Below are 22,514 nucleotides of genomic sequence, written 5' to 3'. Positions count from 1 at the left end.
GTCGGGTACGGGACCTCGTCCTGCCGCCAGCCGCGTGAGTCGGCGTTCGCGCCGTGTGACCGGAGGCGGTGCAGGGAACCCCTCGCGGCATGGAGACCGAGATCACTGTGCGGGTCGACGGGGTCCCGCGGCGGCTGACCGTCGACACCCGTACGACGTTGCTCGACGCCCTGCGCGAACGGCTGGGGGTGACGAGCCCCAAGAAGGGCTGCGACCACGGGCAGTGCGGCGCGTGCACGGTGTTGTCCGGCGGGCAGCGCGTGCTGAGCTGCCTCGTCCTGGCCGTCACCCAGGACGGTGCTCAGGTCGTCACCGCCGAGGGGCTCGCCGCCGAGGCCGCCCCGGCCGACAGGCCGCACGGCGACGGGCAGCACACCGACGGCGGCCTGCATCCGGTGCAGCAGGCCTTCGTCGACTGTGACGCGCTCCAGTGCGGCTACTGCACACCGGGGCAGGTCGTCTCCGCGGTCGGGATGCTCGACGAGCTCGCGCGGGGCTGGCCCAGCGCCGTCACCGGCGGCACGGCAGCGCCGCGGCTCGACCGTGCCGAGGTGGCCGAGCGGATGAGCGGCAACCTGTGCCGCTGCGCGGCCTACGTCAATATCGTGACCGCCGTTCAGCAGGCCGCAGCCGCGGCCGGCGGCCGGCGGGAGCCCGGTGCGGAGGTGGCCGGGTGAAGCCGTTCACGTACCGGAGCCCCGCGGATCTGCCGGCCGCCGTGCGCAGCGTGGCCGGTGATCCGACCGCCGTGTTCCTCGGCGGTGGGACGAATCTGGTGGACCACCTCAAGCTGGGCGTGGCCGAACCCGAGATGGTCGTCGGGGTGGCCGGTCTGCTGCCGGCCGAGGTCGAGGAGCTCGGCGGCGGCGCCCTCAGGATCGGCGCGGGCGTCAGCAACAGCGAACTCGCCGCGGACCCCCGGGTGCGGGAGTCGTTTCCCGTGCTGTCCCAGGCACTGCTGTCGGGCGCGTCGGGGCAGCTGCGCAACATGGCCACCACCGGCGGGAACCCGTTGCAACGGACCCGATGCGTCTACTTCCAGGACATCACCACCCCGTGCAACAAGCGGACGCCCGGCTCGGGCTGCTCCGCCATAGGGGGCTGGACCCGCAACCACGCGATCCTCGGCGCGTCCGAGCACTGCATCGCGGTCCACCCGTCCGACATGGCCGTGGCATTGGCCGCGCTCGACGCCGAGGTGCGGGTGCTCGGCCCGGACGGTGAGCGCACGATCCCCTTCACCGGCCTGCACCGGCTGCCGGGTGACGCCCCCGAGCGCGACACGGTGCTCGAGCACGGTGAGCTGATCACCGCGATCGACCTGCCGGCGCTGCCGCTGGCTCGCCGGTCGGCCTACCGCAAGGTGCGCGACCGTGCCTCGTACGCGTTCGCCCTGGTGAGCGTGGCCGCGGCCCTCGAGGTCGAGGACGGTGTGATCGTGGATGCGCGCGTGGCGTTCGGCGGTGTGGCTCATGCGCCGTGGCGCGCCCACCGGTCCGAGGAGGTCCTGCGGGGATCGGCGGCGTCGGAGGGGAGCTACCGTGCCGCCGCGGACGCGGAGCTCGCCGACGCCCGGCCGGCCGAGGGGCTGGACGGCGGCAACGCGTTCAAGATCCCCCTGCTGCGCCGCACCCTCACCGCGACCCTGCGTGACCTGGCCCGAGAGGACGCCCGTTGACCTTCCTGAGCGAACCGGACGCCGTCGGCCGCGACCTGCCCCGCAGGGACGGGCCCGCGAAGGTCCTCGGCACCGCCACCTACGCCTACGAGACCCCGTTGGACAACTGCGCCTACCTGCATCCCGTCCAGGCCACGATCGCCCGCGGTCGCGTCACGGAGCTGGACACCACCGCCGCCGAGGCACTGGACGGCGTGGTCGCGGTGCTCACCCCCGGCACCACGGAGCGCCTGGCCTCCACCGAGGACAGGGAGCTGGCGGTCCTGCAGGACGAGGAGGTCGCCTTCCGGGGCCAGGTCGTCGCCGCGGTCGTCGCGGACACCTCCGAGGTGGCACGGCACGCCGCCGCTCTCGTCCGGGTGACCTACGAGCAGGCGCCGCACGACACCGTTCTGCGGGCCGACCGCGACGACCTGTACGCGCCGGAGGCGGTGAACCCGGACTTTCCCACCGACACCGCCGAGGGTGACGTGGACGCCGCCATGGCCGCCGCGGAGGTGACCGTCGAGCAGACGTACACCACCGCGATGTACCACAACAACCCGATGGAGCCGCACGCCACGGTCGCCCTGTGGGACCCGGCGGACGGCGGCTTCCTCACGCTGTGGGAGTCCACGCAGGGGGTCCATCCGACGCGTGCCACGGTGGCGTCGGTGTTCGGCCTCGACGAGGAGCGGGTCCGGGTCGTCTGCCCCTACGTCGGTGGAGGGTTCGGGTCGAAGGGGCAGCCGCACGTCAACGTGGTGCTCGCCGCGCTGGCAGCGCGTGCGGTGCCCGGCCGGCCGGTACGGCTGGCCCTGACCCGTCAGCAGATGTTCTGCCTCGTCGGGTACCGCACCCCGACGATCCAGCGATGCCGGCTCGGCGCCGACCGCGACGGCACACTGACCGCACTCGCGGTCGACGTGGTCGAACAGACGTCACGGATCAAGGAGTTCGCCGAGCAGTCCGGCGTGCCCGCCCGCATGATGTACGCCTCGCCCAACCGCCGGACCACGCACCGGCTCGCCGCCCTGGACGTCCCGGTGCCGTCGTGGATGCGCGCCCCGGGCGAGTGCCCCGGCATGTTCGGGCCGGAGGTCGCGATGGACGAGCTGGCCGAGCGCCTCGGCATGGACCCGGTGGAGCTGCGGATCCGCAACGAGCCCGACGTCGAACCCGGCTCGGGCAAGCCGTTCTCCAGCCGCAATCTCGTCGGCTGTCTGCGGGAGGGCGCGGCGCGGTTCGGCTGGGCCGAGCGCGACCCGCGGCCCGGCGTGCGCCGGCTCGGCGACTGGCTGGTCGGCACGGGCGTAGCGTCCTCCACCTATCCGGTGAGCCGGATGCCGAGGTCGACGGCGACCATCCGTTGCGAAGGGGACCGGTACGTCGCCGAGATCGGCGCGGCCGACCTCGGGACGGGGACGTGGACGACGCTGCCGCAGATCGCCGCGGACGCGCTGGGCGTACCGGTGTCCCGGGTGGACGTGCGGATCGGCGACACCGACTATCCGATGGCATCGGTGGCCGGGGGTTCCTCGGGCATGACGACGTGGGGTTCGGCCGTGGTCGAGGCCGCGCGTGCCTTCCGCGACAAGTACGGGGCGGAGCCGGAGGACGGGGCCGAGGCGTCCGGTTCGGTCGGGCCGGCCGACGAGCGTTACGCGATGCATGCCTTCGGCGCGCAGTTCGCCGAGGCGCGAGTGCACATGGACACCGGCGAGGTGCGGGTGCCGCGTCTGCTCGGCGTGTTCGCCGCGGGGCGGATCATCAATCCGCGCACGGCGCGCTCGCAGTTCATCGGGGGGATGACCATGGGGCTGTCCATGGCGCTGCACGAGAGCAGCGTGCTCGACCCCCGCACGGGCCATGTCGTGAACCACGACTTCGCCGAGTACCACATCACGGCCAACGCGGACGTCGACGAGATCGAGGCGCACTGGCTCCCCGAGGACGACCCCCACGTCAACGCCATGGGGTCGAAGGGCATCGGGGAGATCGGCATCGTCGGCACGGCCGCCGCGGTGTCGAACGCGGTGTGGCACGCCTGCGGGGTACGCGTACGGGATCTGCCGATCACGCTGGACAAGGTGCTGGACGCGCTGGAGGAGCGAACCGGGCGGTGACCGGCCGCCGCCGGTGCGGCAGTCGGCGCGTGCGTGCTCAAAGGCGCAGTTCGGCCCATCGCGTGGCGCCCTGTTCGTCGGTGATCGTGCCGTGATGAGCGGCGAGGGCGGCGACGATCTGCATGCCGCGGCCGTGCTCGTCCGTCGGGTCGAGCCGCGGCGGCCGGCAGGGCCGGGGTCCACCGTCCGTCACTTCGATGCGAAGCGTGCTGCGGGCCGTACGGCGGAGCCGGAGGGCGGCCGGTGGGAGGGCATGGGTGACGGCGTTGGTGACGAGTTCGGAGACGACGAGGAGGACGTCCTCGCGGGTCGTCGGCCGCACTCGCAGACCCACGAGGAAGTCGTGCGCGACACGGCGTATCCGGCTCACGTCCTCGGCGCCGGCGCTCACCAGTGCGACGCAGGCGTCGTGACGGGGCTCGGGTTCCGTGGTCACAGCGCTGAGATCTGCCGCGAGCAGACGCATCGGTCCGGCCGGTTCGGGGAGTACCTGAGCAGACATGGCAAACCTCGCGTCTTCCGCGCACCCGCCGAGGGGTTGTGCTCGCTGTCAGAGAGGAGAGGGAGACATAACTGGTAATAACCAGATATGACCACTCTTGCCCTCTGGGGCCGGTTTGTCAACGACTTCTTGTCCGGTAGGCCCGCCGGTGCGCCTCCTGGATCTGCTCCAGCGGGTCGCCGTCGAGTTCCCACGGCCAGCTGGCGGCGACGTCCGAGATCGCCTCGAAGACCGGCCGGGCGTCGCCCGGGCGCGTGGCTTTCATCAGGACGTAGGCGAGAAGGCCGAGGTCGGCACGTGCTGCCGCATGCGTCAGGAAGCCGGGCTCGAGCCATGTGCCGAGCGCCTGGTCGACGAGCGCGAGTTCCTGTGGCTGGCTCCAGTGCCGGTGAGCCGTCAGCGCCGGGATCCCGCCTGCCGCCACGACCCGGTGATACCGGGCGAGGGAGGAGGTGAGGCCGAGGGCCGTCACGGGGCTCCCCACGGGAGCGGCGACGGTGACCGAGTCGAGGAACTGCACGGTCAGAGCGTTGGAGCCGCATTCCTCCGGAGAGACGTAGTGCAGCATCTGCCAGTGTGCTTCCCGGTTCCAGGGATCGCGTGCCTTGACGGCGTCCCACACCGGCTGCACGGCTCTCCCCGGCGCCCGCTGCAGCCTGTGGCAGCTGAGCAGGGCGACCCAGGGGGAAGGGTCCGACGGCAGGAGCTCCGCCGCACGCCGGCACAGGCCCACCGTGTCGTGGATGTCGAGGGCCGCTCCGGTGGCGCGGGCCCGGTGGATGTCGGCGAATGCCTGCAACAGCAGGGCGTCGGCGTGGGTGTGGTCCCGTCGTCGCCACTGGCGGGCCAGCACGGGAGCTTCGGGCAGGGCGCCGAACACGAGCAGGCGGTGCATACGACGGTCCCAGTCCTGGCCGGCGTCCCGCAGCGCCTGCTCGATCGGGTACGTGAGGGCGCCACGGTCGTTGGCCTCGGCCAGGTTGTCGCCCTGGGCCGCGATCTGGGCCCGTAGGTGGGTCAGGGTGCGGGCGAGGGGGCCGTCGTCCAGTGCCGGGCACAGTCGGCGCGGCGGTCGCCGGCGTCGCCTTGCGAGCCACATCGTGGCCTGCTCCTTCCGTCCGGTTGCGAGGTGCGATGCCGGGGCCTGATCGTCGCTGCCGGCCCGGCCGGCCGGGCCGGCAGCCCTCACCCCGTGCTCCGGGGTGCCGGGGCCGCCGGCGTACTGGGCGACTCCCCCGTCTGTCCGTGTCGTCAGTACCGCTGGCCGACGGGCTTGTGCCGGGCGACGCAGCGGTAGTAGGCGTGCAGTTCCAGTCGTGATGCGGCCAGTTCGTCCACCACGACGGTGACATGACGGTGCAGTTGGAGGACCGACGCCGGGCAGGCGGCGGTGACGGGGCCTTCGACGGCGGCGGCCACCGCGCCGGCCTTGTGCGGGCCGGTGGCGATCAGCACCAGGTGGGACGCCTCACCGATCGTGGCGAGCCCTTGGGTGATGACGTGGCGGGGAACGGCGTCGATGCCGCGGAAGAAGCGGGCGTTGTCCCGGCGGGTGTCGTCGGTGAGGGTCTTGAGCCGGGTCCGTGAGGCCAGGGAGGAACCCGGCTCGTTGAAGCCGATGTGGCCGTTGCCTCCGATGCCGAGCAGCTGCACGCCGACGGGGCCGGTCTCGGTCAGGTGCTGCTCGAAGCGGCGTGCCTCCGCGGCGGGATCGGACGCCGTACCGCGGGGCCGGTGGAGTCTGGCGGGGTCGAGGTCGATGTGGTCGGTCAGCTCGCGTCGTATCACCTGTGCGCAGGACTGCGGGTGACCGGCCGGAATTCCGACGTAGTCGTCGAGCAAGAAGGCGTCGACGCCGGTGAAGCTCAGACCCTCCTCACGGTGGCGGCGAACCAGGTCCCGGTAGACCCCGAGGAGCGAGGGACCCGTGGCCAGTCCCAGCGTTCCGGCGCCCTCGGCCAGCGCACGGTGCACGATGCCCGCTGCGGTGCGGGCGGCGTCGTCCGCGTCGGGGCGGATCACCACCTCCATCTCACAACCCCTCCCGGTCGCGGGCGGCCTCGTAGGACGCGTCGGTCGTCTCCGGGGCGGCGACAGGGCTCACGCGTCGAGCTCCTTGCTCAGCAGGTCGGCCAGCGTGTCCAGGACCGCTTCGGCGTGTTCGCCCTCCGCCGTCAGGGTGACCCGGTCGCCGTGGCGGGCGCCGAGCGTCATGACCCCCAGCAAGCTGCCGGCGGCCACCGGGGGCTTGCCCTCGACGGCGATCGTGACCGGCACGGACGCCTGGGAGGCGGCCTGGACGAAGGTGGCGGCGGGCCTGGCGTGCAGGCCGCTGCGAGAGCCGATGGAGACGACGCGCTGCGCCATGAACGGTTTCCTTTCGACGGGACGGGACCGTGGGGGGACGTGGAGCTGATGCCGGGTCAGGCCGCGGGCTGGGGCCGCTGGTCCTGTTCGGCTTCCGGGTCGTGCTGCGGGTCGTCCTCACGGCCGGGGGTGCGCAGGTTCCAGCGGCGGATGACGAAGCGGAACAGCACGTAGTAGAGGGCGGCGTAGGCCAGGCCGATGGGGATCAGCAGCAGCGGGTTGGTGGCCTTGCCCCAGTTCAGGACGTAGTCGATGAGACCGGAGGAGAAGGTGAACCCGTGGTGGATGTCGAGGGCGTTGACCAGGGCGAGAGAGGTTCCCGTGAGGACGGCGTGGGCGAGGTACAGGGGCCAGGCGACGAAGAGGAAGGCGAACTCGATCGGTTCCGTGATGCCGGTGAGGAAGCTGGTGAGCGCGGCGGAGAGCATGATCCCGCCGACGGCCTTGCGGTGTTCCGGGCGGGCCTCGCGCCAGATGGCCAGGGCCGCGGCGGGAAGGGCGAACATCATGATCGGGAAGAACCCGGTCATGAAGATGCCCGCCTCGGGGTCACCGGCGAAGAACCGGTTCAGGTCCCCGTGGGCACCCTGGTAGTCGCCGATGATGAACCACACGACGGAGTTGAGGATGTGGTGCAGGCCGAGCGGGATGAGCAGCTTGTTCGCGGTTCCGTAGATGCCGCCGCCGACGATGCTGTTCTCGTCGACGGCCTCGCCGACCGCGGTGAGGCCGCTGTTGAACAGGGGATACACCAGGCTCATCAGGACGCCCGCCACCAGCGCGGTGAAGGCGGTCAGGATGGGCACGAGCCGGCGGCCGCTGAAGAAGCCGAGGTAGGGCGGCAGGGTCGTGCGGTAGAAGCGCTGCCAGAGCATCGCGGCGAGCAGACCGATGACGATGCCGCCGAGCACCCCGAAGTTGACGACGGCCTGCTCGCCCGCGAGGTCCTTCTCTCCTTCCAGGACGACCGGGGACATCGCGGTGAAGACGCCGTCCAGGACGAGGTACCCGACCACCGCGGCCAGGGCTGTGGAGCCGTCCGCCTTCTTGGCGAACCCGATGGCGATGCCGACGGCGAAGATCAGCGGCAGGTGTGTGAACAGCGCTCCGCCGGCGGCGGAGATCACGTGGGCGGTGTCCTGCAGGGCGGAGAACCGGCCCAGGACGTCGTCCTGCCCCAGCCGGAGCAGCAGGCCCGCGGCGGGCAGCGTGGCGATCGGCAGCATCAGGCTGCGGCCGAGTTTCTGCAGACCGGCCAGGCCCGGACGGCGGCCTGTGGATGTGGACGTGACGGTGCTCATGACGTACCTCGAAGGTGAGCGGAGGGCGGTGGGCGCGGAAAGGCGCGCGGGGACGCGGCGGCACGGAGCTGCCGGACCAGCCGAATCTCACTGGTCAGATCTGGTCATGACCAGTTGTCCTCAGAATGGCGTCGCCCTCAGAGCGTGTCAATGCTCCGGGGCGGCAGAAGTCCAGTCCCGCTCGGCATCCCGCGTGACCCAGTACGACGAGCGCACGGTGCACCACGGCCACACCAGGGGTACCCGGGCTCGTGCATACTGGTAGTAACCAGCCGACGGCGTGACGAGCGCCCGGGGACGAAGGTGGGGCGCAGTGACTGCACAACAGATCGGCAGCAAGGGCGTGCTGCCCAAGCACGCGCAGCTGCACGCCATCCTCGTCGACATGTGCACCAACCAGCTCTCCCCCGGCGACGCGCTGCCCAGCGAGCGGCAGTTGTGCATCGACCACGGGGTCAGCCGGGTGACGGTGCGCGAAGCCCTGAGCCAGCTCGTCGCGGAGGGTCTGGCCGTGCGGGTGCACGGGCGCGGCACGTTCGTCGCCGAACGCACGCACCGCTCGGAACTCGGCCTGAGCTCCTTCCACGAGGACATGCGCCGGCTCGGCCTGGAGCCGGGCACCGTGGTCCTCTCCGTCGACAAGGAGCCGCCCACACCGGCCGCCGCCGCGGCCTTGCGGATGACCGAGGAGCAGAACGCCTGGCACGTCCGCCGCCTTCGGCTCGCCGACGGAACGCCCATCAGCTTCGAGGACGCCTGGTACGACGCGGAACTCCTGCCCGAGCTGGACTCGATCGACTTCACGGCATCGGTCTACGACACCCTCGCCTCCCGCTTCGGACACCCCGTCGACCGCGCCGAGCAGACCGTCGGAGCCGGTGCGGCCTCCACGGAGACGGCCGCACTGCTGGGCATCCGCAAGGGCACTCCCGTCATGACCTTCGACCGCATCGCCTACAGCGGCGAGCAGCCCGTCGAGCACGCGTACTCATGGTTCCGCGCCGACCGCTACCAGCTGCACATGACCCTGTCCGACCGCTGATCCGCCGCGGCCCTCGTTCGCGTTCCGCCACTCGGCCCGTCACAGGGACGCGTCGATTGTCATGCCCATGCCTTGCTTGCCAGTGGACCCATAGGGCGCTATCTTCTGGTCCGTACTGGTCATAACCAGTAACCGGGATCTCGGCGCCCCGTGGAGCGCCGTTCACCACGCTCACCATCGAGGGGCGCGCATGTCCACAGCACGATTGATCGTCGAAGGGCTCGGCGGCGCCGGGAACATCGCCGACATCGAGGCCTGCATCACCAGGCTCCGCACCGAGGTGCACGACGCGAGCACCGTCGACGTCGGCGCTCTCAAGAAGGCGGGGGCTCTGGGAGTGGTCGTATCCGCCGGTGTCGTACAGGTCGTCGTGGGGCCGGAGGCCGACTCCCTGGCCGAGGACATCAAGGAGCTGCTGTGAGGCCCGCGGTGCATGCCCCACGGCCGGTGCCGGCGGAGGCCGTGATCTCCAGCTGGGCCGGGCCGTGACGGCCGCCCGCCGCGGCCGGCCGCGGCACGGGGGCGCCCACGGTTCCCTCTCCCCGGGCGGGTGCGAGGCGGTCCTGCTCGACCTGGACGGAACCCTCGTCCTCAGTGAGGGGGTGCACCGCCTCGCCTGGCAGGCGTTCTTCGACGCCTGGGGCATCACGGTGACCGACGCCGACTACGAGCAGCACTACATGGGACGCCGGCCCGACGACGTCATCGCCGCCGTTCCCGGGCCCTGGACGGGTACCGACACCTCAGCCGTCCTGGCCACCATGACCGCCTTCACCCTGGAGCACGCAGCCAGCGTCGACGTCGTGCCCGGCGCCGCCACGCTCATCGAGCGCCTGCGCGTGAAGTACCCGGTGGCCGTCATCACCAGCGCCGGCGCGCTGTGGGCCCGGCATCTCCTCGACAAGGTCCTGGGCGTCCGCCACCTGGTGGACGTGGTCATCACCTCCGAGGACATCACCACGGGCAAACCGTCTCCCGAGGGCTATCTCAGGGCCTGCGCGGCGCTGCGCGCCCGGCCCGCGCACTGCCTGGCCTTCGAGGACTCGCCCTCCGGCGTCCGTGCGCTGGTCGCCGCCGGGGTACGGGACATCGTCGGCGTCACCACCACGGCCGCCGCGGCCGACCTCACCGATGCCGGAGCACGCTGGACCGTCCCCGATCTCACCCCCGCCCGCGTGCGCGGCATCCGCCGTGCCCTCGGGGCACGCGACACGGCAGAACGACGCAACGACGAGGAGCAGCAAGCTTGACTTCCTCCCCCGCCTAGAGGCGGGGGATTCCAGCGGTCGCCCGCTGGGCTTCCTGCTTCACCGACGACCGCCCCGTCCGGGAGGACTCCCGTTGAGGTCTTACACCGTCTCCACAGGCAGACGCCGCCAGCCCGGCGGCCAGAAGGTTGCGCGCCGCGTTCACGTCGCGGTCATGCACCGCACCGCAGGCGTCGCACGTCCACTCGCGGACGTTCAGCGGCATCTTCGCCGCGACCGTGCCGCAGGCCCCGCACAGCTTCGAGCTGGGAAACCAGCGGTCGACCACGACAAGTTCACGCCCGTACCAGGCGCACTTGTACTCCAGCATGGAGCGCAGTTCCGTCCACGATGCGTCGGAGATGGCGCGCGCGAGGCGGCCGTTCTTCAGCAGGTTGCGGACGGTGAGATCCTCGATGACGACCGTTTGGTTCTCACGGACGAGTCGAGTGGTCAGCTTGTGCAGGAAGTCCCGGCGCCGGTCGGCGATCCGCGCATGGATCTTGGCGACGCCGCACCGGGCTTTCTCCCGGTTCGCCGAGCCCTTCGCCTTCCGCGACAGCTCCCGCTGCGCGCGGGCCAGGCGGGCGCGGTCACGCCCCTCGTGCCTTGGGTTGGCGATCTTCTCCCCGGTGGACAGCGTCACCAGGGTGGTGATTCCCGCGTCGATGCCGACGGCCGCCGTGGTGGCGGGCGCAGGGGTGATGGTGTCCTCGCACAGCAGGGACACGAACCACCGGCCGGCCGCGTCGCGGGACACGGTGACCGTCGTGGGCTGCGCTCCTTCGGGAAGTGGGCGCGACCAGCGGATGTCCAAGGGCTCGGCCATCTTCGCGAGGGTGAGCCGTCCGTCGCGCCACGTGAAGGCGCTGCGGGTGTACTCGGCCGACGCCTTCGACTTCTTGCGGGACTTGAAGCGCGGGTACTGCGCGCGCTTGGCGAAGAAGCTGACGAACGCTGTCTGAAGGTGGCGCAGCGCCTGCTGCAGCGGAACGGAGGACACCTCGCGCAGGAAGGCGAGTTCCTCGGTCTTCTTCCACTGGGTCAGCGCGGCCGACGACTGCACGTAGGAGACGCGGCGCTGCTCGCCGTACCAGGCCCGAGTGCGCTCCTCCAGCGCCTTGTTGTACACGAGGCGGACGCAGCCGAACGTGCGCGACAGCTCCGCTGCCTGCTCGTCCGTGGGGTAAAAGCGGTACTTGAAAGCCCGCTTGACCTGCGGCGTCACACCCCACACCCTATCAACTCCCATGTGAGGGACGGGTGTCGGCCGGTGGCCGCAGGCACCGAATCGCCCTCGAGGCGATTCGCCTTTCCCTGCCCTGCTCCGCAGGAGCTTCGCTTCCTCCCCGGCCTGAAGGCCGAGGTATGCACGAAGGAGGTCTGATGACCGGACTCGATGTGGCCGTGATCGGTGCCGGGTTCATCGCCCGCACCCACGTCCCGGCCTGGATCGCCCTCGGGGCGCGCATCCGCGTCTACTCCACCGACGGCCGGGCCGCCCTGCTCGCCGAGGAGTTCGGCCTCACCGAGGCGGCCTCCCTCGAAGAGGCCCTGGACTGGGCGGCGGTCGTCGACATCTGCACCCCCACCACCACCCACCACGACATCGCGCTGGCCGCGTTCGAGGCCGGAGCCGACGTCCTGTGCGAGAAGCCCCTCGCCCTCACCCCGCAGGACGCGCGGGAGATGGCCGGTGCCGCCCGCGCGGCGGGCCGTCGGCTCTACCCCGCGCACGTCGTGCGGTTCTTCCCCGCCTACGTCCGCCTCCGGGACGCCGTCACCTCCGGGGCGCTCGGACACGTGACCGTCGCCCGCTTCACCCGCACCGGCCGCTACCCCGTATGGAGCCCCTGGTTCGCCGACCCTGCCCTGTCCGGAGGCATCGTCACCGACCAGATGCTCCACGACATGGACATCGCCCGGTGGCTCTTCGGCGACATCGTCAGCATCCACGCCACCCAGCGCGGCAATCCCGCCGCCCCCGACGGGCCCGTGGCCACCGGAAGTGCCACCCTCACCCACGCATCAGGCGTGATCTCCCAGGTCCTGGGCGTCTGGGGCCCGCCGGCCACCCCCTTCCGCTACACCTTCCACATCGCCGGCCCCAAGGGCACGCTGACCCACGACTCGCTCGCTCACCCGTCCCTGCGGGTGACCGGCGCACCCGGCGCCGAAGCCGGCGGAGTGCCCACCGGCGACTTCGGCGAGGACCCCTTCGCGGCCCAGATCCGCGAGTTCGCCTGCGCCTTCCGAGGCGGCCCGGCCCCCCGCGTGACCGCCGAGGACGGGGTGGCGGCGGTCGAGATCGCCGCGGCCGCCCGCCAGTCCGCGGCCACCGGCCAGGCCGTCACCGTCCATGCCCCGGCTCCGCGCACGCTCCCGGAAGGAGACGCCCGGTGAAGGTAGCCCTTCTCTCCTGCGCCCACGTCCACGCCGCCACCTACCTGCGGTTGCTGCGCGACCGCGACGACATCGAACTCGTCGTGACCGACCCGGAGGCCGATCCGGGCGACCCCACCCGCGGCAAGACACTGGCCGACGAACTCGGCGTCACCTACCGGGCGGACTACGAGGCGGCCCTCGCCGAGCGCCCGCAGGCCGTCATCGTCACCAGTGAGAACGCCCGCCACCGTGCTCTCGTCGAGCAAGCCGCCGCGGCCGGCGCTCACATCCTCTGCGAGAAACCCCTCGCCACCGCGGAGGACGACGCACGCGCCATGATCGACGCCTGCGAACGGGCGGGCGTGAGCCTCATGACCGCCTACCCCGTGCGCTTCCACCCCGCCTTCGCAGCCCTCCGGCAGGCTGTCTCCGACGGCACCACCGGCCCCCTGCTGAGCGTCCACGGGGTCAACAACTCCGCGCCGCCGGCCCTGGAACGCCCTTGGTTCGCGGACCGCGTCCTCTCCGGAGGCGGCGCGATCATCGACCACACCGTGCACATCGCAGACCTCGTCGACGTCCTCCTCGACGGTGAAGAGCCCACGTGCGTCTATGCCGTTGCCGACAGCCACCAGGCAGAGGGAGAGGTGGAGACCGCCGGCCTGCTCACTCTGACCTACCCGCGCGGCCTCGTCGCCACCATCGACTGCAGCTGGAGCCACCCCGCCACCCATCCCACGTGGGGCGGCCTCACCCTCACCTGCGTCGGCGAGCGCGCCCTCGTCGAGTTCGACGCCTTCCCGCCGCTCCTCACCGGCTACGACACACCGCGCGCCACACACCGCTGGGAACCCGGCGCCATCGACCTCGACGCCGCCATGCTCGACAGCTTCCTCACCGCCGCCCGCACCGGGCAACGCGCCCACCCCGACGGCCACGCGGGACTGCGAACCCTGCGCATCGTCAGCGCCGCCTACGTCTCACTCCGCACCGGCCGACCCGCGCCTCTCCCCACCCCGTGATCTCCCGTCGCCGGTTGATGCGTACGGGTGTGACAACGTCCGAAGTGTTCGAGCAGGCCTTTGAACTGCCCGGGTTCGGATCAGGCGAAGCGGCCGCGAGCATCACCGCTTCTCGTAGGGATTCTCGGGCTGCTCGACCTGCCTGACATCGGTGGCCGCGAGTACGGGTGGCCACGCCTCCTCGGAGCCGAGCCTGCCCTCCGGGACCCACGTGCCGGTGACGGACACCCAGCTGTCGACGGCTGGAGCGTCGGCCTGGCGGACCTCGATCCTGTCCGGTCGTGCGTCGGCGGCGCAGCAGGAGATGAGCAGCCGGGTCAGATACCAGGTGCCGTCGTCGTCCTTGGTGACGAACCCGGTCATCCGGATCGTGCGGCCCTTCATCGTCCGGCCACTGTCGTAGAGGGCGCGGGAGGTGAACTCGCCGAGCGTGAGGTCGACCGGGTCGCCCTTGGGCAGGGCGGGGAAGCTACCGATGCCCTGAGCGGCGTACCTGCCCGCCTCCCGCTCGGCGCTGTACGAGCCGAGGGCGGGCGGTGGGAAGAGCAGCAAAGTCGTCGCGGGGACCGCGAGCAGCCAGGCCACGCGAGGGCTGCGGCTGTGGTCGTGCCCGTCGTCACCCTGTGCGTGTTCGTCATACTCGTGCTCGTGCCGGGCTTCTTCGGGGACCGACCTGCCGGCGGCGATCGCACTCGCGACCCCCAGCACCAGCAGCAGCACACCCGACGCGATCAGATACGGCCGCAGCCCCGGCTGTACGTACCGCAGGTACAGCTCGGTGAACAACGAGATCCGCAGCACCGCCGCCGCGCAGAGGACCAGGACCAGCGCCGGACCGTACCGCCTCACAGCGACCACCACCCCACCAGCACGCTGCTCACCACGGCGACGACCCACGTCATCGCCGAGAACCTGACCGCGAAGGCCCGCCCGAACGTCCCCGCCTGCAACGCGATCAGCTTCAGGTCCACCATCGGTCCCACCACCATGAACGCCAGCCGCGCCGTCGGCGGGAACCCGGTCAGCGATGCGGCGACGAACGCGTCCGCCTCACTGCACACGCACAGCACCACCGCGAGAACGGCGAGCAGCAGCACCGACAGCCAGGCCGAACCGGTGAACACGTCCAGCACTGATGTCGGTACGGCGATGTTGAAGGTCGCCGCGGCCGCCGCGCCGACCACCAGGAATCCTCCGGCGTGCAGGAAGTCGTGCTGCAACCCGGCCCGGAAGTCGCCCCAGCGCCCGCCGCCCGGCGGCGACTTGGACGCCGTACGGCTCCGTTGTGGCAGCCACTCCTCGCGACCGAACCGGACCCACAGCCAGCCCATGACGACGGCGGTGGCCAGGGAGGCGAGGAGGCGGGCCAGGACCATCGCCGGGGTGCCGGGGAAGGCTATGGAGGTCGCGACCAGGACCACCGGGTTGATCGCGGGCGCGGAGAGCAGGAAGGCGAGGGCGGCGGCCGGGGCGACCCCGCGCCGCATCAGGCTGTCCGCCACCGGCACGGACGCGCACTCGCACCCCGGCAGCACGACGCCGGCCGCGCCGGCGACGGGCACAGCGAGCGCCTCATTGCGGGGCAGGAGACGGGTGAAGACCCGCTCGGGCACGAAGGCGCCGATCGCCGCCGACACCAGAGTGCCGAGCATCAGGAACGGCACGCCCTGGACGACCACCGCCGTGAAGACCGTCCACCAGGCCGCCACCGGCGGGGTATAGAGGTCGAGGGCAAGCAGCGGACCGAGGACCGAGCCGACCGTGACAATGGCGATCAGGGCGACGCCGCCCAGCACGAGGTGGACGAGGGCGCGGACTGCCAACCATATTCCGTCGGCCAGTCCCCGCAGCTTCTCCTGGCTCTCCTGACTCACTGTGCCTGTTGCTCCCCGCCTCGCACCACGGTGTTCGGATCGCGCCACGGTAGCGCCCGCGGGGGGCCGGCGATGATCGCTGTGCCCCGGCCTGCGAGAACCTGTGCACTCAGTCCGGTACCAGGCCACCGGTGAGGTTGAGTTCGGTGGCTGTCATCGTGCGGGCCCAGCCGGAGGCCGCGAAGACGGCGGCATTGGCGACGTCGTCGTAGGCCGGGCGCTCGGTCAGGAGCGCGCCCTCGTCGGCCCGGTTCCCCTCACCGGGTGCGGGAGAGCCGGGTGAGAGGAGCCAGGTGACGCGGACACCCTGCGGACCGAGTTCCGCCGCGAGTTGCCGGCACACGCCTGTGAGGGCGGACCAGGCGATGTGTGATCCGCCCAGATCGGGGATGGTCTCGCGGCCGCCGGCCATGACAAGGAAGACGCCGCTTCCGCGGCGGACCATGTGCCGGGCTGCCGCGGTGGCTGTGACGAGGGTGGTCGTCACCGCCTTCATGACCGGGCGGAGCGCGTCGGCGACGGCCATGTCGAGAAGCGGGGTCCCCTGGATGTCGTCGTTGGACGTGGCGTTGAAGCAGATGTCGATGCCGTTGCCGGCGGCCGCAACGGCATCGGCGTGGCGGTCGACGGCGTCCCGGTCCGTCGCGTCCAGCTGTGCGACGTGGGCGATGCCGCCTTCGTCCCGGATGCGCCGCGCGACGTCTTCGAGGCGCGGCACGGTGCGGCCGGTGAGGTGGACCGCGGCGCCCTCACGCGCGAAGGCGCGAGCGACAGCCGTCCCCACCGCTCCGGAACCGCCATGCACGATCGCTGTCTTCCTGGCCAGTAGCACGGTGTTCTCCTCGGCGCGGGTGCTGACGGCTGGACAGAGAGTGGATGCTCGGCTCACTGACCGCGCCGCTCTCCGCCTGAAGATACTGATGCGCGCGGTTCAGGCGGTGGCGCCGGGGCCGGGCGGGATGTGCACGGTCATGATCAGGTGGCAGGTCTCGGTGCCGGAACCGCGGTAGGTGTGGGCGGTGTCGCCGTCGAAGGCGGCGGTCTGTCCCGCTTCGACGGGGTGTTCGGTGCCGTCGACGATCAGTGTCATGCGGCCGGCGGTGACGCTGACGGTCTCCACGACGCCGGCCTGGTGCGGGTGACTGGGGTATTCCTCGCCCGGTTCCAGTTTCCAGCGCCAGACCTCGACGGGAGCGGGTCCCGAGGTGGTCAGCATCAGCCGGGCCTCGCTGCCCTGCTCCCCGGCCCACAGCGGCATGACGCTGTCGGCGGACACCACCCGCACACGGCCTTCGGGGGGTCCTTCCATCAGGGCGGACACCGAGATGCCGAGGGTGTCGGCGAGTCGGACGAGGGTGGCGAAGTTCGGGTTGCCCTGGGCTTTCTCCAGGGCGACCAGGGCGCCTTTGCTGACCTTGGCGCGCCGGCCCAGCTCGTCCAGGGACAGGCCCGCACGGGTGCGGGCGGATCTGACGTTGTGCGCGAGCGTACGCAGGGCCGCCTCTGCCTCGGGCACCTGATCACCGTCCTTGCGTGGAGCACTGGAATGGACCGTCCGGTCGTTTGATTGACACAGGGCGGTCGTTTCATTGTACGGTCGAGTCGTTCTGCTGGGGAATCGAGTGAGTAGCGTTTGATTCTCCGCGCCCATGCACGCAGGGAGCCCCCGCATGTTCATCCACCCCTGGGACGCCGCCCTGGACGACGCCGAATGGCAGGCCTGGATCGCCGACGGCCACGACTTCGGCCAGCTCAGCGTCAACGGCCTGCCCGGCCAGGCGCCTCTCGTCGTCCCCACCCACTTCACCACCCACGGCGGCCGGCTGCTGATCCACCTCGCTCGCCCCAATCCGGTGTGGACGGCGATCGAGCACGATGCCGACGTCACCTTCACCGTCATCGGCGACTACGCCTTCGTGCCCGGCCCCTGGCGGGCCAAGCCCGGCATCCCGCCCTCCGACGGCGTGCCCACCAGCTACTACGCGGCCGTCCAGTTCACCTGCCGCGCCCGCATCATCGACGACCCCGAGGCCAAGGCAGAGCTGCTGCGCCGTCAGATGGCTCACTTCCAGCCCGGCGGCGACCACGCCCCCATCGATGCCGGCCGGCCGCCCTACGGACGCATGCTCTCCGGCATCCGCGGACTGGAGCTCGACGTGATCGACGTCCGCGCCAAGTTCAAGTACGACGACCACAAGTCCGTCGAGCACCGCACAGCCGTCGCCGATCGGCTCACCGAGCGTGGGCAGGGGCTGGACGTGCCCACCGCGCGGCAACAACGGCGCCGTCTGGCCCGCATCGGCCCCTGGACGCCCTGAACGTTCCCTCCCGGCACCCGCACGAGACAGGATCTCCCGCACGCATGACCGTGTTCCGCATCAGCACCGCCGTCGCAGACGCCTTCCCCGACACCCTCATCGCCCTGGTCACCACCGGCGGCCTGCGCGGCCACGAACCCTGGCCCGACACCACCGCCGCTCTCGAGGACCTGGAGCAGCAGCTCGCCGACGGCACCTGGCAGCCCGCCGACGAGACCGACCCTCGCATCGAGGCGTGGCACACCGCCTACCGCTCCTTCGGCACCAATCCCCGCCGCATCCGTCCGAGCGTCGACGCCCTCGGCCGCCGCATGACCAAGAAGGGCACCCTGCCGCGGATCAACCCGGCCGTGGACTCCTACAACTCCGTCTCCGTCCGGCACGGTCTGCCCGCCGGCGCCTTCGATCTCGGTCACGTCGCCGGCGAGGTCACCATTCGTCTCGCCGACGGCAGCGAGGAGTTCACCCCTCTCGGCGAGCCCGGCACCGTGGAGAACCCCAAGCCAGGCGAGATCATCTACGCCGACGACACCGGTGTGCTGACCCGCCACTGGAACCACCGCGACGCCCACCGCACCCGCGTCACCGAGGACTCCACCCACGTCGCCTTCGTCCTGGAGACCCTCCACGCCGTCCGCGACGGCGACCTGCTCAAGACCGCCGCGGAGCAGTTGCAGGGCCTGCTCGCCCCGCACGCCGAACAGACCGCCGTGCACTACCTGAGTTGCGGCAACCCCGCCGCGGACGTCTGAGCGGAGCGGTTAGAGTCCGGGAACAACGTGACGAAGGGGCGAGCCGTGGCCAAGATCAACATCAGCCTCGATGCCGAGCTGGTCGTGGAGGTGATGGTCCTGGCCGGGGTGGGGTCCCCGCAGGACGCCGTCGAAGTGGTCGTGCGCGACTACATCGCCCGCAGTCACCGCACGGAGACGCGCGTCGAGTACAGGGACGAGAATCTGCGCGAGATCGACGCGAAGCCGCAGGAGCCGCAGGGCTGACGCGCGTACGGGGCGCCATCCCTTCGGATGGCGCCCCGCCTCGTGTCCGCCCGACGGTCAGTCGGTCAGTCGGCCGGCGTCAGTGCGACCTCGGCGCTGCCCGAGAGGGACGGCAGTCCCTCGGGGGGAGTGTCCCGGTAGGTGGCGTTGAAGACCGCCTTCAGGTTGTCGGCGCCGGCGTGACCGCCGTCCACGAAGGTCTTGAACGACCCGGAGCATCCGCTGCTCGAGGACAGCGGGTGCCCGTGGGTGTCGTGACCGAGGATGAACGAGACGGTGACCTTGGAGCAGTCCACCGGCTGGTCGTCGGTGACGGTGACCTCCCAGGTGACCGTGTCACCCCAGTGGAACGGCGTGCCGCCGTGCGGGGCGGGGTCGGTCGTGAGCGAGACGACCGGCGCCTTGTTGCCGACCACCACCGGAACCGACGCGGAGGCCGAGCGGCCGGTGCTGTCGGTGACCTTCAGCGTGGCGTCGAAGACGGCGTTCTCGGTGAACGTGTGCTTCGGGTTCGCCTCCCGGGAGTCCACGGTGCCGTCCGCGTCGAAGTCCCAGGCGTAGCTGAGGGCGTCACCGTCGGCGTCCTTCGTGCCGGCGCTGGAGAACTGGACCGTCAGCGGGCTGGTCCCGTTGGTCACATCCGCGGCTGCCTTGGGCTCCGGGGTGCGGTTGCCGCGGGTGAAGTCGATGCGGGAGAGCTGGGCCTCGGGCAGCTCCGCGAAGTAGCCGGTGCCGTACTCGAGGACGTACAGCGCGCCGTCCGGGCCGAACTCGGCGTCGATCGGGCCGTCGGTGGTGATCGAGGGGATCGCGTCCTCGATCTTCCGGACCTCGTTCCGCTTGCCGAGGGTGATGGCCTTCATCTGGTCGCGGGTCCACTCGTAGAAGAGCGGCTTGCCGTCGAAGTACGCGGGCCAGCGGTTCTCGGCCTTGTTGCGCTTGTCGTAGCGGTACGCCGGGCCGCCCATGGGGCCGATGCCGCCCGTGCCGAGCTCCGGGAACTCCTCGGAGGCGCCGTAGCCGTAGACGATCTCCGCGTCGGTGACCGGAGGCAGCTTGCTCAGGCCGGTGTTGTGCCGGGAGTCGTTGACCGGCTTGGCGCAGTCGAACGCGCCGCTCGACTTCTGGGTGGCGAAGTCGTAGTCCTGGTACGGCATGTCCTGGGTCACGCAGAACGGCCAGCCGTAGTTGGCGGGGCGGTCGATGACCATCCAGCGGCCGTGGCCGGCGGGGCCCCGGTCGGGGTTCGGCTTGTCGGCGTCGGGCGAGTAGTCGGCGACGTAGAGCTCGCCGGTCCTGTCGTCCACCGAGAAGCGGAACGGGTTGCGCAGACCCATGGCGTAGATCTCGGGGCGGGTCTTCGGGGTGCCCGGGGCGAAGAGGTTGCCGTCCGGTACCGCGTAGCTGCCGTCGCGCTTGACCTTGATGCGCAGGACCTTGCCGCGCAGGTCGTTGCTGTTGCCCGAGGTGCGCCGCGCGTCGTAGGCCGGGTTTCGGTCGGCGCGGTCGTCGAGGGGGGCGTAGCCGTCGGAGGCGAACGGGTTGGAGTCGTCCCCGGTGGACAGGAACAGGTTGCCCTTGTGATCGAAGTCGATCTTGCCGCCGACGTGGCAGCAGATGCCGCGGTCGGCCGGGACGTCGAGGATCTTCTGCTCGCTGCCGAAGTCGAGCTTGTTGCCCTCGAGTTTGAACCGGGAGAGCCGGGTGACGCCCTTGTACTTGGCGAAGTCCTCGGGCGTGCCGAACTCCGGTGCGTCGCCTTCGTTGACGCCCGGGGTGGCCGGGTCGTCCATCGGGGTGTCCAGGCGGGGCGAGTAGTAGAGGTAGACCCAGTTGTTCTTGCGGAAGTCGGGATCGACGGCGATGCCCTGCACGCCCTCCTCGTCGTGCTGGTAGAGGCCGGCGGGGCTCTTCTTCATGTCGGCGGCGAGGAAGTTGACGCCGCTCCTGGGGTCGTGGATCCGGACCTCGCCGGTGCGTGCGGTGTGCAGTACGCGGCGGTCGGGCAGGACGGCGAGGGCCATGGGCTCGCCCGGGCGGTCGTTGAGGGTGACCTTCTGGAAGTCCGACGCGGCCGGCGGGGCCGGCTCTGATTTCGCTGCTTGGGCCGGGGACAGCGGCAGAAGCCCGATGGCCCCGGCCAGCGCTGTCGCCCCCACAAAGGTGACGATCCGTCTGTTGCGCACTCAGAACTCCTCTGGTCTGCTTGGCGGCTGCATGAAGAGAGGGGGCTTGGCCCCCGGCCCCACCAGCTGGTCGCTGCAGAGTGAAGTGGGTGAAAACCCGTGCGAAGTGAGTCAGTTGGACGCTAGAGCGCCCACTTTCGACTCGTCAAGGACAAAGTTTCAACTTTTTCGGGGAAAGACTGCCGCGGGCGCCAGGGCGCTCGTGGCCTTTCCGGGCACGCCTGAGAAACCGGCCCCGCCCCGCGCCAAAGCGCCGGGCGGGCCGGGCCTATGACGTTCCGTCAGCGCCGGGCGCGCAGCGCCGCCAGGTTGTCGTAGCCGATCCGGGCGAATTCGAGGGACTGCCCGGGGACGGTGGAGCTGGGTGCGTTGTCCTGCTCCACCATCGGGTTGTGGTAGTTCTTCGCTCCCACACGGGTGAAGAAGGTGCGGTAGTCGATGTCGCCGGTGCCGAACGGGACCATGTCGTAGCCCATGCCGTTGGAGGTGTTGACGGTGCCGTCCTTGGCGTGGAACAGCGGGTAGCGCTTGTTGTGGCGGGCGACGAGGGCGGCCGGGTCGAAGACGTTCTCCCGCTGGCTGCCGTCGTGGGCGGTGTAGGTGTGGAACTTGTACTGGGCCACGTGCGCCCAGAAGATGTCCATCTCCAGCCACACCGCCTTCGGGTCGGTGACCTTCAGGAAGTACTCCAGCTTGCGGATGCCGGAGCTGCGGGTGGGCCGCCCCTGGTCGTCCAGCGGGCCGCCGTCCAGCAGGAAGCCGTAGGCCGCGTCGTGGTTGTGGGTGTACAGCTTGATGCCCTCCCGGCGGGCGATCTCCCCGAGGGTGTTCCACTTGTCGGCGGCGACGTCCCAGTCGGCCCGGTAGGAGCTGCCGGTGGGGTCACCGCCGGTGCCCATGTGGGCCATGCCGAGGATGTTGGCGATCTCCAGGTGCTTCTTGAAGGTGTCCAGGTCCGCCGTGGTCAGCGGCCAGGACGGCGGGATGAAACCGTGGTTGCCCTGAGCCCGCAGGCCGTACTCGTCGAGCCAGGAGCGCAGGAGCTTCGCGCCCTGCACCGACTCCAGGTTCGCCCCGCCGGGCGCGTTGGCGTGCTGGCCGTAGCCGGCGAACTCGACCTGCCGGTACCCGAAGCGCGACAGCTGCTTGAAGACCTCGCGGAAGCCGGAGGGCAGGTCGCTCGAGAGCGGGTCACGGCCGATGGCGTCGCGGACGGTGTACAGGATGATGCCGCGCTTGTGCGGCGGGACCAGAGCGGAACGGCCTCTGTCCTCACGGGCGGCTTCCGCCTCACCCTGCGCCAGCGCGGGCCCGGCACCGAACACCGGGACGGCGATCGCCCCGGCTGCGGCGGCGGTGCACGTGCTGAGGAAACGGCGGCGGCTGACACCGAGCGTGCGGCGCAGTGCGTCGCCGGCGACTGCTTCGTCGTCGAACGCGGTCACAGTGGTTCTTCCTTTCGTCGTCTTCGTCGTCACAGAGCTGCGGG

23 protein-coding genes are annotated in these 22,514 nt (G+C 71.0%); 11 read left to right on the top strand and 12 right to left on the bottom strand.

Annotated elements, in window-relative coordinates; genetic code table 11:
• Positions 1-89 precede the first annotated feature (89 nt).
• The 3 genes from AB0412_RS10765 to AB0412_RS10755 are packed head-to-tail and all read left to right on the top strand — an operon-like array spanning position 90 to position 3,783.
• Positions 90-677, top strand: a complete 588-nt coding sequence (locus tag AB0412_RS10765) for a 2Fe-2S iron-sulfur cluster-binding protein (protein ID WP_366402179.1) — start codon at positions 90-92, stop codon at positions 675-677.
• The gene (locus AB0412_RS10760) at positions 674-1,678 is read left to right on the top strand and encodes a xanthine dehydrogenase family protein subunit M (RefSeq protein WP_366402178.1); all 1,005 of its coding nucleotides are present in this window, start codon (positions 674-676) and stop codon (positions 1,676-1,678) included. Before AB0412_RS10765 ends, AB0412_RS10760 begins: the two co-directional genes overlap by 4 nt.
• Positions 1,675-3,783 (top strand): xanthine dehydrogenase family protein molybdopterin-binding subunit, encoded by a 2,109-nt coding sequence (locus AB0412_RS10755; RefSeq protein ID WP_366402177.1) that lies wholly within the window; start codon positions 1,675-1,677, stop codon positions 3,781-3,783. The genes AB0412_RS10760 and AB0412_RS10755 overlap by 4 nt, the downstream gene beginning before the upstream one ends.
• Before the next feature lie 37 nt (positions 3,784-3,820).
• On the opposite strand, the gene AB0412_RS10750 is transcribed toward AB0412_RS10755, so the two are convergent.
• The 5 genes from AB0412_RS10750 to AB0412_RS10730 all read right to left on the bottom strand — a co-directional run bounded on the left by AB0412_RS10750 (position 3,821) and on the right by AB0412_RS10730 (position 7,953).
• Positions 3,821-4,285: an ATP-binding protein gene (locus AB0412_RS10750; protein WP_366402176.1), complete on the bottom strand. Its 465-nt coding sequence runs from the start codon at positions 4,283-4,285 to the stop codon at positions 3,821-3,823.
• 118 nt (positions 4,286-4,403) lie between these two features.
• Complete coding sequence (locus tag AB0412_RS10745; RefSeq protein ID WP_366402175.1) at positions 4,404-5,384, bottom strand: hypothetical protein; 981 nt, start codon at positions 5,382-5,384, stop codon at positions 4,404-4,406.
• 152 nt (positions 5,385-5,536) lie between these two features.
• Positions 5,537-6,316, bottom strand: a complete 780-nt coding sequence (locus AB0412_RS10740) for a glucosamine-6-phosphate deaminase (RefSeq protein WP_366402174.1) — start codon at positions 6,314-6,316, stop codon at positions 5,537-5,539.
• 69 nt (positions 6,317-6,385) lie between these two features.
• Entirely contained in the window at positions 6,386-6,652 is a 267-nt protein-coding gene (locus AB0412_RS10735; RefSeq protein WP_366402172.1) for an HPr family phosphocarrier protein, read from the bottom strand.
• Between the two features lie 56 nt (positions 6,653-6,708).
• On the bottom strand, positions 6,709-7,953 hold the full coding sequence (locus tag AB0412_RS10730) for a PTS transporter subunit EIIC (protein WP_366402171.1): 1,245 nt from the start codon (positions 7,951-7,953) through the stop codon (positions 6,709-6,711).
• Positions 7,954-8,266: 313 nt separating this feature from the next.
• Here AB0412_RS10730 and AB0412_RS10725 point away from each other — a divergent pair, with 313 nt between their 5' ends.
• From AB0412_RS10725 to AB0412_RS10715, 3 genes are all read left to right on the top strand, one after another.
• On the top strand, positions 8,267-8,995 hold the full coding sequence (locus tag AB0412_RS10725) for a GntR family transcriptional regulator (protein WP_366402170.1): 729 nt from the start codon (positions 8,267-8,269) through the stop codon (positions 8,993-8,995).
• Between the two features lie 190 nt (positions 8,996-9,185).
• The gene (locus AB0412_RS10720) at positions 9,186-9,416 is read left to right on the top strand and encodes a glucose PTS transporter subunit EIIB (RefSeq protein WP_366402169.1); all 231 of its coding nucleotides are present in this window, start codon (positions 9,186-9,188) and stop codon (positions 9,414-9,416) included.
• 64 nt (positions 9,417-9,480) lie between these two features.
• Positions 9,481-10,245: an HAD family phosphatase gene (locus AB0412_RS10715; protein WP_366402168.1), complete on the top strand. Its 765-nt coding sequence runs from the start codon at positions 9,481-9,483 to the stop codon at positions 10,243-10,245.
• Between the two features lie 13 nt (positions 10,246-10,258).
• On the opposite strand, the gene AB0412_RS10710 is transcribed toward AB0412_RS10715, so the two are convergent.
• Positions 10,259-11,470 carry an RNA-guided endonuclease TnpB family protein gene (locus AB0412_RS10710; RefSeq protein ID WP_366402167.1) on the bottom strand — a complete coding sequence of 404 codons (1,212 nt, stop codon included), beginning with the start codon at positions 11,468-11,470 and terminating at the stop codon, positions 10,259-10,261.
• A gap of 158 nt (positions 11,471-11,628) precedes the next feature.
• On the opposite strand from AB0412_RS10710, the gene AB0412_RS10705 reads away from it, so the two are divergent.
• Complete coding sequence (locus AB0412_RS10705) at positions 11,629-12,645, top strand: Gfo/Idh/MocA family oxidoreductase (RefSeq protein ID WP_366402166.1); 1,017 nt, start codon at positions 11,629-11,631, stop codon at positions 12,643-12,645.
• Entirely contained in the window at positions 12,642-13,649 is a 1,008-nt protein-coding gene (locus AB0412_RS10700) for a Gfo/Idh/MocA family oxidoreductase (protein ID WP_366402165.1), read from the top strand. Before AB0412_RS10705 ends, AB0412_RS10700 begins: the two co-directional genes overlap by 4 nt.
• Positions 13,650-13,751: 102 nt before the next feature.
• Here AB0412_RS10700 and AB0412_RS10695 read toward each other — a convergent pair whose 3' ends face one another.
• The 4 genes from AB0412_RS10695 to AB0412_RS10680 form a co-directional block, all read right to left on the bottom strand.
• A complete protein-coding gene (locus AB0412_RS10695) occupies positions 13,752-14,498 on the bottom strand; it encodes a TIGR03943 family protein (protein ID WP_366402164.1) in 747 nt (248 codons plus the stop codon).
• Positions 14,495-15,523 (bottom strand): permease, encoded by a 1,029-nt coding sequence (locus AB0412_RS10690; RefSeq protein ID WP_366402163.1) that lies wholly within the window; start codon positions 15,521-15,523, stop codon positions 14,495-14,497. The genes AB0412_RS10695 and AB0412_RS10690 overlap by 4 nt, the downstream gene beginning before the upstream one ends.
• A gap of 109 nt (positions 15,524-15,632) precedes the next feature.
• Positions 15,633-16,355, bottom strand: a complete 723-nt coding sequence (locus AB0412_RS10685; RefSeq protein ID WP_366402162.1) for an SDR family oxidoreductase — start codon at positions 16,353-16,355, stop codon at positions 15,633-15,635.
• 99 nt (positions 16,356-16,454) lie between these two features.
• The gene (locus AB0412_RS10680; RefSeq protein WP_366402161.1) at positions 16,455-17,039 is read right to left on the bottom strand and encodes an XRE family transcriptional regulator; all 585 of its coding nucleotides are present in this window, start codon (positions 17,037-17,039) and stop codon (positions 16,455-16,457) included.
• Between the two features lie 154 nt (positions 17,040-17,193).
• Between AB0412_RS10680 and AB0412_RS10675 the strand changes: the two genes are divergently transcribed.
• From AB0412_RS10675 to AB0412_RS10665, 3 genes are read left to right on the top strand one after another with little or no spacing between them, the layout of a single operon-like run.
• Positions 17,194-17,841: an FMN-binding negative transcriptional regulator gene (locus AB0412_RS10675; RefSeq protein WP_366402160.1), complete on the top strand. Its 648-nt coding sequence runs from the start codon at positions 17,194-17,196 to the stop codon at positions 17,839-17,841.
• Positions 17,842-17,885: 44 nt separating this feature from the next.
• Positions 17,886-18,593, top strand: a complete 708-nt coding sequence (locus AB0412_RS10670; protein ID WP_366402159.1) for a phenylalanine--tRNA ligase beta subunit-related protein — start codon at positions 17,886-17,888, stop codon at positions 18,591-18,593.
• A 45-nt stretch (positions 18,594-18,638) separates the two neighbouring features.
• Positions 18,639-18,839 (top strand): type II toxin-antitoxin system VapB family antitoxin, encoded by a 201-nt coding sequence (locus AB0412_RS10665; RefSeq protein WP_366402158.1) that lies wholly within the window; start codon positions 18,639-18,641, stop codon positions 18,837-18,839.
• 65 nt (positions 18,840-18,904) lie between these two features.
• Here the strand turns inward: AB0412_RS10665 and AB0412_RS10660 are convergent, their stop codons facing one another.
• Positions 18,905-21,025, bottom strand: a complete 2,121-nt coding sequence (locus AB0412_RS10660) for a PQQ-dependent sugar dehydrogenase (protein WP_366402157.1) — start codon at positions 21,023-21,025, stop codon at positions 18,905-18,907.
• Between the two features lie 281 nt (positions 21,026-21,306).
• Entirely contained in the window at positions 21,307-22,470 is a 1,164-nt protein-coding gene (locus tag AB0412_RS10655; protein WP_366402156.1) for a sugar phosphate isomerase/epimerase family protein, read from the bottom strand.
• Between the last annotated feature and the right edge of the window lie 44 nt (positions 22,471-22,514).

Origin of the sequence: Streptomyces sp. NPDC052012 (genome assembly GCF_040689265.1) — a bacterium.
GTDB lineage: Bacteria > Actinomycetota > Actinomycetes > Streptomycetales > Streptomycetaceae > Streptomyces.
Note: the sequence above shows the minus strand (reverse complement) of the source record. Positions and strands in the feature narration are given on the sequence as shown.

Excerpts from the sequence above, each read along its gene's own strand:
- AB0412_RS10720 (WP_366402169.1), top strand. The coding sequence starts at position 9,186 with ATGTCCACAGCACGATTGATCGTCGAAGGGCTCGGCGGCGCCGGGAAC.
- AB0412_RS10705 (WP_366402166.1), top strand. The coding sequence starts at position 11,629 with ATGACCGGACTCGATGTGGCCGTGATCGGTGCCGGGTTCATCGCCCGC.
- AB0412_RS10740 (WP_366402174.1), bottom strand. The coding sequence starts at position 6,316 with ATGGAGGTGGTGATCCGCCCCGACGCGGACGACGCCGCCCGCACCGCA.
- AB0412_RS10670 (WP_366402159.1), top strand. The coding sequence starts at position 17,886 with ATGACCGTGTTCCGCATCAGCACCGCCGTCGCAGACGCCTTCCCCGAC.
- AB0412_RS10675 (WP_366402160.1), top strand. The coding sequence starts at position 17,194 with ATGTTCATCCACCCCTGGGACGCCGCCCTGGACGACGCCGAATGGCAG.
- AB0412_RS10735 (WP_366402172.1), bottom strand. The coding sequence starts at position 6,652 with ATGGCGCAGCGCGTCGTCTCCATCGGCTCTCGCAGCGGCCTGCACGCC.
- AB0412_RS10765 (WP_366402179.1), top strand. The coding sequence starts at position 90 with ATGGAGACCGAGATCACTGTGCGGGTCGACGGGGTCCCGCGGCGGCTG.
- AB0412_RS10750 (WP_366402176.1), bottom strand. The coding sequence starts at position 4,285 with ATGTCTGCTCAGGTACTCCCCGAACCGGCCGGACCGATGCGTCTGCTC.
- AB0412_RS10745 (WP_366402175.1), bottom strand. The coding sequence starts at position 5,384 with ATGTGGCTCGCAAGGCGACGCCGGCGACCGCCGCGCCGACTGTGCCCG.
- AB0412_RS10730 (WP_366402171.1), bottom strand. The coding sequence starts at position 7,953 with ATGAGCACCGTCACGTCCACATCCACAGGCCGCCGTCCGGGCCTGGCC.